The organism is Streptomyces sp. NPDC058198, from assembly GCF_042882605.1.
Classification (GTDB): domain Bacteria; phylum Actinomycetota; class Actinomycetes; order Streptomycetales; family Streptomycetaceae; genus Streptomyces.
The window spans coordinates 161,538-178,608 of the sequence record NZ_JBHVVP010000006.1; the positions used below are offsets into that span (position 1 = coordinate 161,538).

At 68.3% G+C, this 17,071-nt stretch carries 12 protein-coding genes; 8 read left to right on the top strand and 4 right to left on the bottom strand.

Features of this window, described 5'->3' with window-relative positions; genetic code table 11:
- Positions 1 to 197: 197 nt before the first annotated feature.
- Entirely contained in the window at positions 198 to 962 is a 765-nt protein-coding gene (locus tag ACFVWW_RS21910) for an IclR family transcriptional regulator (RefSeq protein ID WP_384190600.1), read from the bottom strand.
- A gap of 238 nt (positions 963 to 1,200) precedes the next feature.
- Here ACFVWW_RS21910 and metH point away from each other — a divergent pair, with 238 nt between their 5' ends.
- From metH to ACFVWW_RS21925, 3 genes are all read left to right on the top strand, one after another.
- The gene (gene metH, locus ACFVWW_RS21915) at positions 1,201 to 4,710 is read left to right on the top strand and encodes a methionine synthase (protein WP_386879023.1); all 3,510 of its coding nucleotides are present in this window, start codon (positions 1,201 to 1,203) and stop codon (positions 4,708 to 4,710) included.
- 183 nt (positions 4,711 to 4,893) lie between these two features.
- Positions 4,894 to 5,595, top strand: a complete 702-nt coding sequence (locus tag ACFVWW_RS21920; protein ID WP_384190594.1) for an HAD family hydrolase — start codon at positions 4,894 to 4,896, stop codon at positions 5,593 to 5,595.
- A 502-nt stretch (positions 5,596 to 6,097) separates the two neighbouring features.
- Positions 6,098 to 7,705: an ABC transporter substrate-binding protein gene (locus tag ACFVWW_RS21925; RefSeq protein WP_384190591.1), complete on the top strand. Its 1,608-nt coding sequence runs from the start codon at positions 6,098 to 6,100 to the stop codon at positions 7,703 to 7,705.
- Between the two features lie 83 nt (positions 7,706 to 7,788).
- On the opposite strand, the gene ACFVWW_RS21930 is transcribed toward ACFVWW_RS21925, so the two are convergent.
- Both ACFVWW_RS21930 and ACFVWW_RS21935 read right to left on the bottom strand, forming a co-directional pair.
- Entirely contained in the window at positions 7,789 to 8,460 is a 672-nt protein-coding gene (locus ACFVWW_RS21930) for a response regulator (RefSeq protein WP_384190588.1), read from the bottom strand.
- 91 nt (positions 8,461 to 8,551) lie between these two features.
- A complete protein-coding gene (locus tag ACFVWW_RS21935; RefSeq protein WP_386879022.1) occupies positions 8,552 to 9,442 on the bottom strand; it encodes a RecB family exonuclease in 891 nt (296 codons plus the stop codon).
- A gap of 64 nt (positions 9,443 to 9,506) precedes the next feature.
- Here ACFVWW_RS21935 and ACFVWW_RS21940 point away from each other — a divergent pair, with 64 nt between their 5' ends.
- The 3 genes from ACFVWW_RS21940 (at position 9,507) to ACFVWW_RS21950 (ending at position 12,874) form a co-directional block, all read left to right on the top strand.
- The gene (locus tag ACFVWW_RS21940; RefSeq protein WP_384337250.1) at positions 9,507 to 10,748 is read left to right on the top strand and encodes a site-2 protease family protein; all 1,242 of its coding nucleotides are present in this window, start codon (positions 9,507 to 9,509) and stop codon (positions 10,746 to 10,748) included.
- A 454-nt stretch (positions 10,749 to 11,202) separates the two neighbouring features.
- Positions 11,203 to 12,099 (top strand): tRNA (adenine-N1)-methyltransferase, encoded by an 897-nt coding sequence (locus tag ACFVWW_RS21945; RefSeq protein ID WP_384190580.1) that lies wholly within the window; start codon positions 11,203 to 11,205, stop codon positions 12,097 to 12,099.
- A gap of 187 nt (positions 12,100 to 12,286) precedes the next feature.
- Positions 12,287 to 12,874 (top strand): hypothetical protein, encoded by a 588-nt coding sequence (locus ACFVWW_RS21950; RefSeq protein WP_384190577.1) that lies wholly within the window; start codon positions 12,287 to 12,289, stop codon positions 12,872 to 12,874.
- Positions 12,875 to 12,908: 34 nt separating this feature from the next.
- On the opposite strand, the gene ACFVWW_RS21955 is transcribed toward ACFVWW_RS21950, so the two are convergent.
- Positions 12,909 to 13,229, bottom strand: coding sequence for a ferredoxin (locus ACFVWW_RS21955; protein WP_384190574.1), 321 nt, complete (start codon positions 13,227 to 13,229; stop codon positions 12,909 to 12,911).
- A 253-nt stretch (positions 13,230 to 13,482) separates the two neighbouring features.
- Between ACFVWW_RS21955 and arc the strand changes: the two genes are divergently transcribed.
- Both arc and dop read left to right on the top strand, forming a co-directional pair.
- Entirely contained in the window at positions 13,483 to 15,249 is a 1,767-nt protein-coding gene (gene arc / locus ACFVWW_RS21960; RefSeq protein ID WP_384190571.1) for a proteasome ATPase, read from the top strand.
- Positions 15,250 to 15,483: 234 nt separating this feature from the next.
- Entirely contained in the window at positions 15,484 to 16,995 is a 1,512-nt protein-coding gene (gene dop, locus ACFVWW_RS21965) for a depupylase/deamidase Dop (protein WP_384190568.1), read from the top strand.
- Positions 16,996 to 17,071: the final 76 nt, after the last annotated feature.

Below are 17,071 nucleotides of genomic sequence, written 5' to 3' on the forward strand. Positions count from 1 at the left end.
ACCTCCGGCTCACACCAGTGGTCCGAGCCCTCGGGGGTGAGGGCGTTACCGGCCCTTGGCGTTGTCACACTAACTCGTATTGCCGGTAGGTGTTCGACAATGCCGACCGCTGAACGGCAGTTTTGTCCCGCAGCCCGACTGTCGTCAAGGGTGTAGCGGCCGAAACCTCGACCGATACCGATGATCCGGCATCCGGTTCAAAAGCGCCCGGCGCCGATATCCCGGGAGACCGCGCGGGCGCATTGGCGGACGGCCGCGACCAGCTCGGACCGCAGCTCTCCGGCGGGACAGATCCGCTCCACCGCGCCGGTGACGGCTATGGCTCCGACCGGCATCCGCCGCCGGTCGTGGATGGGGGCGGCCACCGCGGCCACGCCCTCCCAGGTCTCCTCGACATCCGCCGCCCAGCCGCGCGCCTTGGTCAGATCGAGTACCGACTCGAACTCGGCCAGACCGGTGACCGTCCGCGGCGTGAAGGCCGTGCGCTCGCTCTCGACGGCCTCGGTGTGCGCCACCGGGTCGTACGCCGAGAGCACCTTCCCCAGCGCGGTGGAGTGCAGGGGCTGCATGGCGCCCACCTCCAGGACCTGCCGGCTGTCGTCCGGGCGGAAGACGTGGTGGACGATCAGGACGCCCTGCTGGTGCACGACCCCCAGATGGACGCTCTCGCCGCTGGAGCGGGCCAGATCGTCCGTCCAGACCAGGGCGCGGGCCCGCAGCTCGTGCACATCCAGATAGCTGTTCCCGAGCCGCAGCAGCTCGGCCCCCAGCTGGTAGCGGCCGGACGCCGCGTCCTGCTCGACGAAGCCCTCCGCCTGGAGGGTGCGCAGAATCCCGTGGGCCGTGCCTTTGGCCAGCCCCACCGAGGCGGCGATGTCGGACAGGCCGAGCCGGCGCTCGCCGCCCGCGAGCAGCCGCAGCATCGCCGCCGCCCGCTCCAGCGACTGGATGTTCTTCGCCATCGGACCCGGACCTCCACTACGTTCGACCATGCTGAACACTATCGGTCGATGTCGACCTATTCCCACTGTGGGAGAGAGCCCGTCAAGGACCACGCGCCCCGGATCTTTCCGTGGACAGGATGCCGTCCGTCCGGCGGTATGCCACACCGCGAAGGGGTCCGCCCGGCTACGCTGGCCGAGTGCGTCTGCCATCAGCAGGCGCAAAGCCGACAGCCGTCGCAGCCCAGGGAGTACTTTCATGGCCTCGTTGCCGACCCCCTCCACCGACAGCCGCACCCGCATCGACGCCCTCCGTGAGGCGCTCGCCACCCGTGTGGTGGTGGCCGACGGCGCGATGGGCACGATGCTCCAGGCCCAGGACCCGACGCTCGAGGACTTCCAGGATCTGGAAGGCTGCAACGAGATCCTGAACGTGACACGCCCGGACATCGTCCGCTCCGTGCACGAGGAGTACTTCGCGGTCGGCGTCGACTGTGTCGAGACCAATACCTTCGGTGCCAACCATTCGGCGGCGAACGAGTACGACATCGCGCACAGGATCGTGGAGCTGTCCGAGGCCGGTGCCCGCATCGCCCGTGAGGTCGCCGACGAGTTCACCGCCGAGGACGGCCGCCAGCGCTGGGTGCTCGGCTCGGTGGGCCCCGGCACCAAGCTGCCCTCGCTCGGCCACATCGCGTACGACGTACTGCGCGACGGCTACCAGCAGAACGCCGAGGGCCTCCTCGCGGGCGGCGCGGACGCCCTGATCGTGGAGACCACGCAGGACCTCCTCCAGACCAAGTCGAGCCTCATCGGTGCCCGCCGCGCGATGGACGCGCTGGGCATGAACGTGCCGCTGATCTGTTCGCTTGCCTTCGAGACGACGGGCGTCATGCTGCTCGGTTCCGAGATCGGCGCGGCGCTCACCGCCCTGGAACCGCTCGGCATTGACCTCATCGGCCTCAACTGCTCCACCGGCCCGGCGGAGATGAGCGAGCACCTGCGCTACCTGGCCCGCCATTCGCGCACGCCGTTGATGTGCATGCCGAACGCGGGCCTGCCCGTACTGACCAAGGACGGCGCCCACTTTCCACTCGGTCCGGAGGGCCTGGCAGACGCCCAGGAAGCGTTCGTCAACGACTACGGACTGTCCCTGATCGGTGGCTGCTGCGGTACGACGCCCGAGCATCTGCGGCAGGTCGTCGAGCGGGCCCGCGAGCTCACCCCCGCTGTCCGCGAGCCGCGCCCCGAGCCGGGCGCCGCCTCCCTCTACCAGACGGTGCCCTTCCGTCAGGACACCTCGTACCTCGCCATCGGTGAGCGGACGAACGCCAACGGGTCGAAGAAGTTCCGCGATGCCATGCTGGAGGGCCGCTGGGACGACTGTGTGGAGATGGCCCGCGACCAGATCCGCGAGGGCGCCCATCTGCTCGACCTCTGCGTCGACTATGTCGGCCGGGACGGCGTCGCCGACATGGCCGAGCTGGCGGGACGGTTCGCCACCGCCTCCACCCTGCCGATCGTGCTGGACTCCACCGAGCTGAACGTCCTGCAGGCCGGACTGGAGAAGCTCGGTGGCCGCGCGGTCATCAACTCCGTCAACTACGAGGACGGCGACGGCCCCGAGTCGCGCTTCGCCAAGGTCACCGAGCTGGCGGTCGAGCACGGCGCCGCGCTGATCGCGCTGACCATCGACGAGGAGGGCCAGGCCCGTACCGTCGAGCACAAGGTCGCCATCGCGGAGCGGCTGATCGACGACCTGACCGGCAACTGGGGCGTGCACGAGTCGGACATCCTCATCGACACCCTGACCTTCACCATCTGCACCGGCCAGGAGGAGTCCCGGAAGGACGGCATCGCCACGATCGGGGCGATCCGCGAACTCAAGCGCCGCCACCCCGACGTCCAGACCACGCTGGGTCTGTCCAACATCTCCTTCGGCCTCAACCCGGCGGCCCGCATCGTCCTCAACTCCGTCTTCCTCGACGAGTGCGTCAAGGCCGGCCTGGACTCCGCGATCGTGCACGCCTCGAAGATCCTGCCGATCGCGCGGCTGGAGGAGGAGCAGGTCAAGGTCGCTCACGACCTCATCTACGACCGGCGCAGCGAGGGCTACGACCCGCTGCAGAAGCTCATGGAGCTCTTCGAGGGCGTCAACACCAAGTCGATGAAGGACGGCCGGGCCGAGGAACTGCGCGCCCTGCCGCTGGACGAGCGCCTCCAGCGCCGCATCATCGACGGCGAGAAGAACGGTCTGGAGGCCGACCTCGACGAGGCGCTGCAGACCCGGCCGGCCCTGGACATCGTCAACGACACGCTGCTGGAGGGCATGAAGGTCGTCGGCGAGCTGTTCGGCTCCGGCCAGATGCAGCTGCCGTTCGTCCTCCAGTCCGCCGAGGTCATGAAGACCGCGGTCGCCCACCTCGAACCGCACATGGAGAAGACCGACGCCGACGGCAAGGGCACCATCGTGCTCGCCACCGTCCGCGGCGACGTCCATGACATCGGCAAGAACCTCGTCGACATCATCCTCTCCAACAACGGCTACAACGTGGTGAATCTGGGCATCAAGCAGCCCGTCTCCGCGATCCTGGAGGCCGCCGAGGAACACCGGGCGGATGTCATCGGCATGTCCGGTCTGCTGGTGAAGTCGACCGTGATCATGAAGGAGAACCTGCAGGAGCTGAACCAGCGCCGGATGGCGGCCGACTACCCGGTGATCCTCGGTGGCGCGGCGCTGACCCGGGCGTATGTCGAGCAGGATCTGCACGAGATCTACGAGGGCGAGGTCCGCTACGCCCGCGACGCGTTCGAGGGCCTGCGCCTGATGGACGCCCTGATCGCCGTCAAGCGCGGTGTCCCCGGAGCCACCCTTCCCGAGCTGAAGCAGCGCCGGGTCAAGGCCACGGCGAACACCGTGGTGGAGGAGCGCCCCGAGGAGGGCGCGGTCCGCTCGGACGTCGCCGTCGACAACCCCGTCCCGACACCGCCGTTCTGGGGCACCCGCGTCGTCAAGGGCATCCAGCTCAAGGAGTACGCCTCCTGGCTGGACGAAGGCGCGCTCTTCAAGGGGCAGTGGGGTCTCAAGGAGGCCCGCAAGGGCGGCCCCAGCTACGAGGAGCTGGTGGAGACCGAGGGCCGCCCCCACCTGCGCGGCTGGCTGGACCAGCTGCACACCCAGAACATGCTGGAAGCCGCCGTGGTCTACGGCTACTTCCCCTGCGTGTCCAAGGGGGACGACCTGATCCTGCTCAACGACGACGGCTCCGAGCGCACCCGCTTCACCTTCCCGCGCCAGCGCCGCGGCCGCCGGCTGTGCCTGGCGGACTTCTTCCGCCCGGAGGAGTCCGGCGACGTGGACGTCGTCGGCCTGCAGGTCGTCACCGTCGGCTCGAAGATCGGCGAGACGACCGCGGAGCTGTTCGAGAGGAACGCCTACCGCGACTACCTCGAACTCCACGGGCTGTCCGTCCAGCTCGCCGAGGCGCTCGCCGAGTACTGGCACGCCCGGGTGCGCTCCGAGCTGGGCTTCGCGGGCGAGGACCCGTCCGACGTCGAGGACATGTTCGCCCTGAAGTACCGGGGCGCCCGCTTCTCGCTCGGCTACGGGGCCTGCCCCGACCTGGAGGACCGGGCGAAGATCTCCGGCCTGCTGGAGCCCGAGCGGATCGGGGTGCGGCTCTCCGAGGAGTTCCAGCTCCACCCCGAGCAGTCCACCGACGCCATCGTCATCCACCATCCGGAAGCGAAGTACTTCAACGCGCGCTGACCCGGCAGCCGGCGCGGCCGGCCCGCTGTGAGGCGGGCCGGACCGCTCCGCGGGAAACCGAGCGGCACGAGAAGCGGACGAGTCGTACACTTATCGGTCCAGTGCAGGCCGGTCGCCTGTCCCGGTGGGGTAACCCTGCGGGAAAGGTGACCGGCCTTCTCGTCCCTCATGGAGGTGTGCCGGATGACCAGTACGGTCCCCGCGTCCCTGACCCGAACGGCCGAAGGCTCCGCTCTTCAGGCCGTCCTTCTCGACATGGACGGCACCCTGGTCGACACCGAGGGATTCTGGTGGGACGCGGAGGTGGAGGTCTTCAAGGACCTCGGATTCGTTCTCGACGAGTCCTGGCGCCATGTGGTGGTCGGCGGGCCCATGACCCGCAGCGCCGGCTTCCTCATCGAGTCCACCGGCGCCGCCGTCACCCTCGCCGAACTGACCGTGCTGCTCAACGACAAGTTCGAGGAGCGCATCGGGCGTGGGGTGCCGCTGATGCCGGGCGCCACCCGGCTGCTCACCGAACTGGCCGCGCACGAGGTGCCCACCGCCCTGGTCTCCGCCTCGCACCGGCGCATCATCGACCGGGTCCTGGACTCGCTCGGCCCCGAGTACTTCGCGCTCACCGTCGCGGGCGACGAGGTGCCCCGTACGAAGCCGCACCCGGACCCGTATCTGCTCGCCGCGCGGGGCCTGGGCGTCGATCCCGCGCGCTGTGCCGTCGTCGAGGACACGGCCACCGGGGTGGCCGCGGCCGAGGCCGCCGGCTGCCGGGTGGTCGCCATCCCCTCCGTCGCCCCGATCGCACCCGCCGACGGGCGCATGATCGTCGGGTCGCTCGAAGAGGTCGATCTGGTATTTCTGCGCGGCATGATGACGCGCGGCCACTGATCCGCTGACTGAGCGTGGCGCAGGAATGTATTCGGAAACTCTCGGCATTGGCCCGGATATTTTCCGTTACCCCCGCGCCCCTCAATCATGATCCTTGCAAACGGCTCCAGGAGTGACCTTTATCACCTGCGGCCTCATCGACAGGGGCGGGCGAGGATGATCCATGCCGGGCGGGCGTGGGCCCACCTGTCACGTTGTGTCCCGATTGGTTAATCGGTGTACGGAAGATTCCATAGCCCGGATATCAACACGCCGCTATTTCCGATCACTGTGTGATTACGTTTCACATCGGGCCCGTTCAGGCATTCCTGATGCCTCCGACTAATCTCATGGCGAGTACTTCGCCGCATCAACGACATGTCCCGACAGCCACCAAGTCGCCATGTACACAGGACCGATCGCCCTGTATCCCGGCCCGATCGCACTGCCCCGAACGGGTGGAAGCGGCGGAGTCTCCCATGTGCCGCCGTAGCTCAGTGCCGGATGAGGGAGTACGTCCAGGATGAACCGCAAGACTTTGGTGCTGTCGGCCGTCGCCGGCCTGCTTGCGCCCGCGCTCGCCGGTTGTGGCGGCTCGGACGGTGGCTCCGGCGGCGGAGATGCCATTGTCGTGGGCACCACGGACCAGTACATCGCCACGAAGGACGGGCCCGCACCGCTGGACCCGGCCTACGCGTACGACACCGGCTCGTGGAACGTCCTGCGCCAGACCATCCAGACCCTGATGCATGTGCCGCGCGGCGGCGGTGCGCCGGTCCCCGACGCCGCCTCCGCGTGCGGGTTCACGGACAACGCGAACGAGAGCTACCGCTGCACCCTGCGCGACGGGCTGAAGTTCTCCGACGGCGACCCGGTCACGCCCGACGATGTGAAGTTCTCCATCCAGCGGGTCCTGGACATCAAGGACCCCAACGGCGCGTCCGGTCTGCTGACCAACATCGACACGATGGAGACCAACGGCGACTCCGAGATCGTCTTCCATCTCAAGACGCCCGACGCGACCTTCCCGTACAAGCTGTCCACCCCGGTGGCCGGCATCCTCAGCCCGAAGTCCTACGAGCCGAAGAAGCTCCGTGCGGGCTTCGAGGTGGAGGGCTCGGGCCCGTACACCTTCAAGGCCGAGGTCAAGGGCGACGCGGTCGTCAAGGCGGTCTTCACCAAGAACCCGGAGTACAAGGGCGACCTCAAGCTGCAGAACGACAAGGTCGAGCTGCGGCCCTTCACCGAGGCCGAGACCATGGGCAAGGCGCTCGACTCGGGCGACATCGATGTGATGACCCGCGCCATGCTGCCCACCCAGGTCCAGTCGATGGTCGAGAATCCCAAGGACGGCATCGAGCTCACCGAGATGCCGGGTCTGGAGATCCGCTACCTCGGCTTCGACACCGACGCCCCGACCGCCAAGGAGAAGGCGGTACGCCAGGCCATGGCGTACACCATCGACCGCGGTCAGATCGTCACCAAGGTGTACGGGGCCATGGCCGAGCCGCTGTACTCGCTCATCCCGTCGAGTGTCACCACGCACACCAACTCGTTCTTCAACAAGTACGGCAACCCCAATCCGGCCAAGGCCGCCCAGATGCTCCAGGACGCGGGCATCAGCACCCCGGTGAAGCTCACGCTGAACTTCACCACGGACCACTACGGCGAGGCCACGGAGAAGGAGTTCGAGACCCTCAAGGACCAGCTCAACGGCAGCGAGCTCTTCGATGTCTCCATCAAGGGAACGCCGTGGAAGTCCTTCCGGCCGAACCAGACCAAGGGTGAGTACGCCGTCTACGGAATGGGCTGGTTCCCGGACTTCCCCGACCCGGACAACTACATCGCGCCCTTCCTCGACAAGGACAACTTCCTCAACACCCCGTACGACAACAACACCCTGCGCAGCAAGCTGATACCGGAGTCGCGCCTCGAGGCCGACCGCAGCGCCGCCACGGAGACCTTCGCCAAGATCCAGGACATCGTCGCCGAGGACGTGCCGGTGCTGCCGCTCTGGCAGGGCAAGCAGTACGTCGCCTCCCGCGACGACATCGCCGGCGTGGAGTGGGCGGTCAACTCGTCCGCGGAACTGCTCCTGTGGGAGCTCCGCCGCGGCACCGGCGCCCCCTGATGACCCGTCCGGCCGCGTGGGCACTGCCCGCGCGGCCGGAGACGGACCCCGCTCGCGCGGCGCCGCTGACGGGCCGTGGCGGGTTACTGGGCCCCGGGGCGCACCAGCCCGCTCTCGTACGCGTACACCGCGGCCTGCACCCGGTCGCGAATGCCCAGCTTCGTCAGCACATGGCCCACATGCGTCTTGACCGTGGTCTCACTGACGAAGAGATCCGCGGCGATCTCCGCGTTGGACAGCCCGCGGGCGACCAGCTTCAGCACCTCGACCTCACGCTCGGTCAGGGTGTTCAGGGTGTCGGGCACCTGCTCGTCGCCGGAGGGCAGATGATCCGCGTACTTGTCGAGCAGCCGGCGCGTGATGCTCGGAGCCAGCATCGCCTCGCCGGCCGCGACCACGCGGATGGCCTGCACCAGCTCATTGGCGGGCGCGTCCTTGAGCAGAAAGCCACTGGCCCCCGCCCGCAGCGCCTCCACCACGTACTCGTCGAGGTCGAAGGTGGTCAGAACCAGCACCTTCGCCGGACCGTCCCGGCCCGGACCGGTGATCTGGCGGGTCGCCTCGACCCCGTCCATCCGGGGCATCCGGATGTCCATCAGCACCACATCGGGCTGCAGCGCGCGGACCTGGTCGATGGCCTGGAGGCCGTCCCCGGCCTCGCCGACGACCGCGATGTCGTGCTCCGCCTCCAGGATCATCCGGAAGCCGGTGCGCAGCAGCGGCTGGTCGTCGACCAGTAGGACGCGGATCGCCACGGGGAAACTCCTTCGCTAGACCCGCCCCATTCTGCCCTGACCGCCCCGCCCCGATCCCTCCGGGCACGGTGGCCCTACGCGGTCTCCGGCCCTACGCCGTCTCCGGCACGCTCTGCCCGACCGGTGCGACGCTCAGCGGATACACCGGAGGTGTGCCGCCGAATTCCGGACAGACCGCCTGGTGGTCGCACCAGCCGCACAGCTTGGTGGGCCGCGGCCGCCAGTCACCCGACTCGGTGGCGAGCCTGATCGCCTCCCACAGCGCCAGCAGCTTGCGCTCCACCCGCTCGAGATCCGCCTCCACCGGGTCGTACGACACCACCTCGCCGCTGCCCAGATACACCAGCTGCAGCCGGCGGGGCACCACACGCTTCAGCCGCCAGATCACCAGGGCGTAGAACTTCATCTGGAACAGCGCCCCCTCCGCGTACTCGGGGCGGGGGGCCTTGCCCGTCTTGTAGTCGACGATCCGGACCTCGCCGGTGGGCGCCACATCGACGCGGTCGATCACCCCGCGCAGCCGCAGACCCGAGTCGAGCTCCGTCTCGACGAACAGCTCCCGCTCCGCGGGCTCCAGACGCGTCGGATCCTCCAGCGAGAACCACCGCTCCACCAGCCGCTCCGCCTCACCCAGCCAGCGCGTCAGCCGCTCGCCCTCCGGGTCCTGCGCGAACAGCTCGCCCAGCTCGGGCCTGGCCTCCAGCAGCCGGTCCCACTGGCCGGGGATCAGCGCCTTCGCCCGCGGCGCTGTGCGCTCGGCCGCCGGGGCGTCGAAGAGCCGCTCCAGCACCGCGTGCACCAGCGTGCCCCGGGTCGCCGCCTCGCTCGGCTTCTCCGGCAGCTTGTCGATCACCCGGAACCGGTACAGCAGGGGGCACTGCATGAAGTCGCCGGCACGCGACGGAGACAGTGAGGAGGGCGGCACGCTCGTACTCATGACGCAGACCCTACGACCCGACACTGACAGCGAGCCGAATACCATCGACCACAGAGCCACTCGCACCGCATGATCGAGCGAGCGACGCTGCCGCGAACGAAGGGAACCCGTGAAAGAGGACGACGAGAGCGGCGAGAACAGGCGGCCGCAGCCCGGCACGGGGAACACGGGCCCCGGCGGGAAGCCGCCGAAGCGCGACAACCCCGGCGGCGGCATTCTCATGGGCCGCCCCTTCGGCGTGCCGGTCTACGTCGCCCCCAGCTGGTTCCTGGTGGCCGCGCTCATCACCTGGATCTTCGGCGGCCAGCTCGACCGGGTGCTGCCCGAGCTCGGGAACCTCCGGTATCTGGTGTCCCTCTTCTTCGCGGTCGCCTTCTACGCCTCCGTACTCGTCCACGAACTGGCCCACACGGTCGCCGCCCTGCGCTTCAAGCTGCCGGTGCGCCGGATCCAGCTCCAGTTCTTCGGCGGGGTCTCCGAGATCGAGAAGGAGTCCGAGACCCCGGGCCGCGAGTTCATCCTCGCCTTCGTGGGCCCGCTGCTCTCGCTGGTGCTCTCCGGCGTCTTCTACCTGGGGCTGCTGGCCGTGGAGCCCGGTACGGTCCCCGGCGTCCTGCTCGCCGGCCTGATGGTCTCGAACCTGATCGTCGCCGCCTTCAACCTGCTGCCCGGCCTTCCGCTGGACGGCGGCCGGATGCTGCGCGCGGTGGTCTGGAAGATCACCGGCAAGCCGATGAGCGGCACCGTCGCCGCCGCCTGGGTCGGCCGGGCGCTCGCCGTCGCCGTCCTCATCGGTCTGCCGCTGCTCACCCGTACCGGAGCCCTCGGCACGTCGGCGGCGAAGGTCAGCGGCATGGAGACCGTCACCGACGCGCTGCTCGCCGCCATCCTCGCGGCGATCATCTGGACCGGCGCGGGCAACAGCCTGCGGATGGCGAGGCTCCGCGAACACCTCCCCGAGCTGCAGGCCCGGGCGCTCACCCGGCGTGCGGTGCCGGTCGAGTCCAGCACGCCGCTCTCCGAGGCCCTGCGCCGGGCCAACGAGGCGGGCGCCCGCGCCCTGGTCGTGGTGGACGGCCACGGTGACCCGATGGCGATCGTCAGGGAGGCCGCGATCGTCGGCGTCCCGCAGCACCGCCGCCCCTGGGTCGCGGTGAGCGGCCTCGCCCAGGACCTCACGGACGGCATGAAGGTCCCCGCGGACCTGGCGGGAGAGGCCCTCCTGGACCGCCTCCGGGCGAGCCCGGCGACGGAGTACCTGGTGCTGGAGGAGACCGGCGAGATCTATGGCGTCCTGTCCACGGCGGACGTGGAACGGGCCTTCGTCTCCGCGATGGCGCGTCCGCGGTAGGTGGTTGCGGGGTTGTTCGTCGTGGTGCGGGTGCGTTTTGCCGTCCGGCGGGGGGTGGGGGTGCGGGCCGTTCGTCGTGGTGCGGGTGCCGGGGGTTCCGGAGGTGTGTGTCCGGACTGCATGATTTACGGCGCCGTGCGGGCCGGACGTTTGGTGCGGCTTGGTGTGCGCCACAAATCACGCTCTACGTCCGGACACACGCCTCCTGCACCCCCGACCCCCTCCCGCCGCCGGCCCGCCACCCCGCTCGGCACGAGGGCCGCTGCCTCCGTGTGACGACCGCCCGTCTCCACGACCGCCGGCGAGTGAGCCGAAGGGGCGCGCCGCTGTCGAAAGGGAGAGCGCGCGGAGATTTGCGAGGTACGAGCGAATTGAGCACGGTCGACCGTCGACAGCGGCATAAAGCGCCCCGGAGGCGAACCGAGCCCTTAAAAAGTGCGGCTAGGCTGGTCGCATGTCCGAACCGACCGGTGCCGCCCGTCGTCGCGGCCCCTTCAAGGTCGGGGACCAGGTCCAGCTCACCGACCCCAAGGGACGCCACTACACCTTCACGCTCGAAGCCGGGAAGAATTTCCACACCCACAAAGGGTCCTTCCCGCACGACGAGCTGATTGGTGCTCCCGAGGGCAGTGTTGTCCGTACCACGGGAAACGTCGCCTACCTCGCGCTGCGCCCCCTGCTCCCCGACTATGTCCTGTCCATGCCCCGCGGCGCCGCCGTGGTCTATCCGAAGGACGCCGGCCAGATCCTGGCCTTCGCCGACATCTTCCCCGGCGCACGCGTCGTCGAGGCGGGTGTGGGCTCCGGCTCGCTCAGCAGTTTCCTGCTGCGTGTCATCGGCGACCAGGGCATGCTGCACTCCTACGAGCGCCGCCAGGACTTCGCCGATATCGCACAGCAGAATGTGGAGCGCTATTTCGGCGAACCGCATCCCGCCTGGCAGCTGACGGTCGGTGACCTTCAGGACAATCTGTCGGACACGGACGTCGACCGCGTGATCCTGGACATGCTCGCCCCCTGGGAGTGCATCGAGGCCGTTTCCAAGGCGCTCGTCCCCGGCGGCATCCTCTGTGCCTACGTCGCGACGACCACTCAGCTGGCCCGTACCGTGGAGACGATCAGGGAGTTCGGCACGTTCAACGAGCCGGCCGCCTGGGAGTCGATGATCCGTAACTGGCATGTCGAGGGCCTGGCCGTGCGTCCGGACCACCGGATGATCGGTCACACCGGCTTCCTGGTGACCGCTCGTCGTCTCGCGGACGGTGTCGAGCCGCCGCTGCGCCGTCGTCGGCCCGCCAAGGGCGCGTACGGCGACGACTACGACGGCCCCGGAAGCGGTTCACGCGGCTGAGCCGGCCCTGTCCAGACCGCCCATCAACACGACGGCACCGCCGCCGAGTTCCCGTTCACCCACGGGAAGTCGGCGGCGGTGTCTTTATGTTGGACTTACGGACCCCGCTGTTCCGCCTTGCTGTGACCTGTGGCACGATGCTGACTCCCTCCCCCCATTGGCTAATTCGTCACAGGAGACACTCCGCGTGCAGATCTCCGACGTCCCGGACCTCGCGCATACCCGGCCCCGCCCGGTGCACTGGCTCGCGACAGCCACCGCGATGGCGTCCGTGGTGGCCCTGGCGGGTCTGTTGCAGCCCGGCGCCGCCACCGCGTCCCAGTCGGGCTCGGGCCGCGAGGCGGCCGGGAGCCCCGACCGGGCCCCGCTTCCCGCTCCCGATCCTGCCGCTGTGGACTTTCCGCTGGAGTGCGCGGGAGCGGGCACGGTTGTCACGCGGAAGGCCTCCGGCGACCTGGACGGGGACGGCAGCCCCGAGACCGTGGCGGCGGTCAGGTGCCGGACGAACTCGGGCACCCCGCCGACCGGCGTGTATGTGCTGACCAGGACGGGCGAATCCGAGCCACGGATCGTGGCGACGCTGGTGGACCCGGAGGACAAGCAGAGCGTGACCGGCGACTTCGCGATACGGGACGGGGTGGTCCTGGCGACCCTGCTCGGCTACTCCGGTCCCGAGGTGCCGAGCTGCTGTCCTGACCAGGAGGAGCGGGTCTCCTGGCAGTGGAAGAACGGCGCGTTCGCACGCAGTGAGCAGCCCGAAGCACGGAGTGTGTGACCCGTCACTCCGGGTGGCTCACGGCCAGGTGGCTCTATTCCGCGTCCGGCCCGTACACCTCGACCCTGTCCGAAACACGACGTACGTGGATGCAGTCGCCAGGGCACTCCTTGGCCGAATCGACGACGTCCCGCAGCAGCGGCAGCGGTACCCGCGTCGTCGCGCCGGGGGCCTGGAGCAGCTCGTCGTCGGAGCTCTTCACATAGGCCAGTCCGTCGATGTCCAGCTCGAAGACGTCGGGGGCATACTGGGCACAGATCCCGTCGCCGGTGCAGAGGTCCTGGTCGATCCAGACCTCCAGCGGTTCACCGGTCCCGGTGACGCCCTCGGTGGGGGCCTCCTGCTGCACGGTCATCTCTCCTGCCGTTTGCTGCGCCGGATGGCGCGATCTGGCGTAAGTCGCGCCAGCCCTGACGGGTGTTGAACAGTTCGACGATACAACCGGCCGCTTTCCGATGTTGATCGGTGGGTATTCCCCTGGCGTAAGGGAGAGCGCAAGGGTGAAGATCGGTCACAGCCCGACAGTCTTTGTGATCTAGGGGTTTCAATCATCACCCACCCAGGTAGGGTCAGGAAGCGTCCAGCTCCCCTTGGAGGAGGTGAGGACCGTGGCAGCCCACGACGACGACATCAACCGCGGCATCCGGCCGGGGCGGGGGTCTGAAGACCCAGCCGGCCAGGTTGCCTATCTCGAGCAGGAGATCGCCGTCCTGCGACGTAAGCTCGCCGACTCTCCGCGGCACACGAGGATTCTCGAAGAGCGGATCGTCGAGTTGCAGACGAGCCTGGCAGGCGTGTCCGCACAGAATGAGCGGCTCGCCAATACGCTGCGTGAGGCCCGCGACCAGATCGTGGCCCTCAAGGAAGAGGTCGACCGGCTCGCGCAGCCGCCGGCCGGCTTCGGTGTGTTTCTGCAGTCGAATGAGGACGGTACGGCCGATATTTTCACCGGGGGCCGCAAGCTCCGGGTGAATGTCAGCCCCGGCGTCGAGCTCGAAGAGCTCAGGCGTGGCCAGGAAGTCATGCTCAATGAGGCGCTCAATGTGGTCGAGGCCATGGAGTACGAGCGCGCCGGGGACATCGTCACCCTCAAGGAGATCCTTGAGGACGGCGAGCGCGCCCTGGTGGTCGGGCACACCGACGAGGAACGGGTGGTGCGGCTCGCCGAGCCGCTGCTGGACATCACCATCCGCCCCGGCGACGCCCTCCTGCTCGAACCCCGCTCCGGCTATGTCTACGAAGTGGTTCCCAAGAGCGAGGTCGAGGAGCTGGTCCTCGAAGAGGTCCCGGACGTCGACTACGAGAAGATCGGCGGTCTGGGCGGCCAGATCGAGATGATCCGCGACGCGGTCGAGCTTCCGTACCTCCACCCGGACCTCTTCAAGGAGCACGAACTGCGGCCGCCGAAGGGCATCCTGCTCTACGGCCCGCCCGGCTGCGGCAAGACACTGATCGCCAAGGCCGTGGCGAATTCGCTTGCCAAGAAGGTCGCCGAGGTGACCGGCCAGCCCGCGGGGAAGAGCTACTTCCTCAACATCAAGGGCCCCGAGCTCCTCAACAAGTACGTCGGTGAGACCGAGCGGCATATCCGCCTGGTCTTCCAGCGTGCCCGGGAGAAGGCGAGCGAGGGTACCCCCGTCATCGTCTTCTTCGACGAGATGGAATCCCTCTTCCGCACCCGCGGATCCGGTGTCAGCTCGGACGTGGAGAACACCATCGTCCCCCAGCTGCTCGCCGAGATCGACGGGGTGGAGGGCCTGGAGAACGTCATCGTCATCGGCGCCTCCAACCGCGAGGACATGATCGACCCCGCGATCCTGCGGCCCGGCCGGCTCGATGTGAAGATCAAGATCGAGCGTCCGGACGCGGAGGCAGCGAAGGACATCTTCGCGAAGTACCTGACGGCGACCCTGCCGCTGCACGTGGACGACGTCTCCGAGCACAAGGGCTCGAAGGAAGCCGCGGCGCACGGAATGATCCAGTCCGTCGTGGAGCAGATGTACGCGGAGTCCGAGGAGAACCGCTTCCTCGAGGTCACGTACGCCAACGGCGACAAGGAAGTCCTGTATTTCAAGGACTTCAACTCCGGCGCGATGATCCAGAACATCGTCGACCGGGCCAAGAAGATGGCCATCAAGGCCTTCCTCGACCACAACCAGAAGGGCCTCAGGGTCTCCCATCTCCTCCAGGCGTGTGTGGACGAGTTCAAGGAGAACGAGGACCTGCCGAACACCACCAACCCGGACGACTGGGCCAGGATCTCCGGTAAGAAGGGCGAGCGGATCGTGTTCATCCGCACCCTGGTGACCGGAAAGCAGGGCGCGGACACCGGACGCTCCATCGACACGGTGGCGAACACCGGTCAGTACCTGTAGATCGCAGACCGGCTGCGGATGCCCGGAAGGGCATCCGCAGCCGGTTGTTTTCCCCCGCACCGTCCACCACACCAGGCAATGATGGAAATGATCTCCCCACCGGCGCAGAGGCGTTTAGGCTCTTTCGTACCGCCACGTCGCGCAGTGCGGGGACGGGCACCGCACACGCACCGGAGAGACAGCGGTACTTGAGCGCCGCTCCCGAGGGGAGCGCCGCCGGGCAAGGAGGGCCGCATGACCGTACGGCGAGTAATGGGCATCGAGACGGAGTACGGCATCTCCGTCCCGGGTCACCCGAACGCCAATGCCATGCTCACCTCGTCCCAGATCGTCAACGCCTACGCGGCGGCGATGCACCGGGCGCGCCGCGCCCGCTGGGACTTCGAGGAGGAGAATCCGCTGCGGGACGCCCGTGGCTTCGACCTCGCCCGAGAGACGGCCGACTCCAGCCAGCTCACCGACGAGGACATCGGCCTGGCCAATGTGATCCTCACGAACGGTGCGCGGCTGTACGTCGACCACGCCCACCCCGAGTACAGCTCTCCCGAGATCACCAACCCGCGCGACGCCGTCCTCTGGGACAAGGCCGGCGAGCGCATCATGGCCGAGGCGGCCGAGCGCGCCGCCCAGCTTCCCGGCGCCCAGCCGATCCATCTGTACAAGAACAACACCGACAACAAGGGCGCGTCCTACGGCACGCACGAGAACTACCTGATGAAGCGGGAGACCCCCTTCTCGGACATCGTGCGCCATCTGACGCCGTTCTTCGTCTCGCGCCAGGTCGTCACCGGTGCGGGCCGGGTCGGTATCGGCCAGGACGGGCATGAGCACGGCTTCCAGATCAGCCAGCGCGCGGACTATTTCGAGGTCGAGGTGGGTCTTGAGACCACTCTCAAGCGCCCCATCATCAACACCCGCGACGAACCGCATTCGGACGCGGAGAAGTACCGCCGGCTGCATGTGATCATCGGCGACGCGAATCTGTCGGAGATCTCCACCTATCTCAAGCTCGGTACGACCTCGCTCGTCCTGTCCATGATCGAGGACGGCTTCATCAATGTCGACCTGGCCGTCGACCAGCCGGTCCGTACGCTCCACCAGGTCTCGCACGACCCGACCCTCGCCCGTCTGGTCACGCTCCGCAGCGGCCGGACACTCACCGCTGTCCAGCTCCAGATGGAGTACTTCGAGCTGGCGAGAAAGTATGTCGAGGAGCGGTACGGCGCCGACGCCGACGAGCAGACCAGGGATGTCCTGGGCCGCTGGGAGGACACGCTCAACCGGCTGGAGAACGATCCGATGAGCCTGTCGGGCGAGCTCGACTGGATCACCAAGCGGGAGGTCCTGGAGGGCTACCGCCGCAGGGACGGCCTGGACTGGGACGCCGCCCGGCTGCACCTCGTGGACCTGCAGTACGCCGACGTACGGCCCGACAAGGGCCTCTACAACCGTCTGGTGGCCCGCGGCAAGATGCGGCGGCTGCTGGACGAGCAGGACGTCGAGCGGGCCAGGACGAAGCCTCCGGAGGACACCAGGGCGTACTTCCGGGGCCGCTGTCTGGAGCAGTACGCCGACGATGTGGCCGCCGCCTCGTGGGATTCGGTCATCTTCGATCTGCCGGGCCGTGACTCGCTGCAGCGGGTGCCCACCCTGGAGCCGCTGCGGGGCACCCGTAACCACGTCAAGGAGCTGCTCGACCGGTGCCGCACCGCGGAGGAGCTGGTCCGGGTGCTGTCCGGAGGCTGAAATGGTCCCCGTCCGGGAATCATGGAGATGGCCCCCGGACGTTGTACGAAGTGCGGGGCCGATGTCGGACCCTGCT

What these genes read in the sequence shown, in the direction of transcription:
- ACFVWW_RS21910 (WP_384190600.1), bottom strand. Translation starts at nt 962, where the DNA reads ATGGCGAAGAACATCCAGTCGCTGGAGCGGGCGGCGGCGATGCTGCGG.
- metH (WP_386879023.1), top strand. Translation starts at nt 1,201, where the DNA reads ATGGCCTCGTTGCCGACCCCCTCCACCGACAGCCGCACCCGCATCGAC.
- ACFVWW_RS21920 (WP_384190594.1), top strand. Translation starts at nt 4,894, where the DNA reads ATGACCAGTACGGTCCCCGCGTCCCTGACCCGAACGGCCGAAGGCTCC.
- ACFVWW_RS21925 (WP_384190591.1), top strand. Translation starts at nt 6,098, where the DNA reads ATGAACCGCAAGACTTTGGTGCTGTCGGCCGTCGCCGGCCTGCTTGCG.
- ACFVWW_RS21935 (WP_386879022.1), bottom strand. Translation starts at nt 9,442, where the DNA reads ATGGTATTCGGCTCGCTGTCAGTGTCGGGTCGTAGGGTCTGCGTCATG.
- ACFVWW_RS21945 (WP_384190580.1), top strand. Translation starts at nt 11,203, where the DNA reads ATGTCCGAACCGACCGGTGCCGCCCGTCGTCGCGGCCCCTTCAAGGTC.
- ACFVWW_RS21955 (WP_384190574.1), bottom strand. Translation starts at nt 13,229, where the DNA reads ATGACCGTGCAGCAGGAGGCCCCCACCGAGGGCGTCACCGGGACCGGT.
- dop (WP_384190568.1), top strand. Translation starts at nt 15,484, where the DNA reads ATGACCGTACGGCGAGTAATGGGCATCGAGACGGAGTACGGCATCTCC.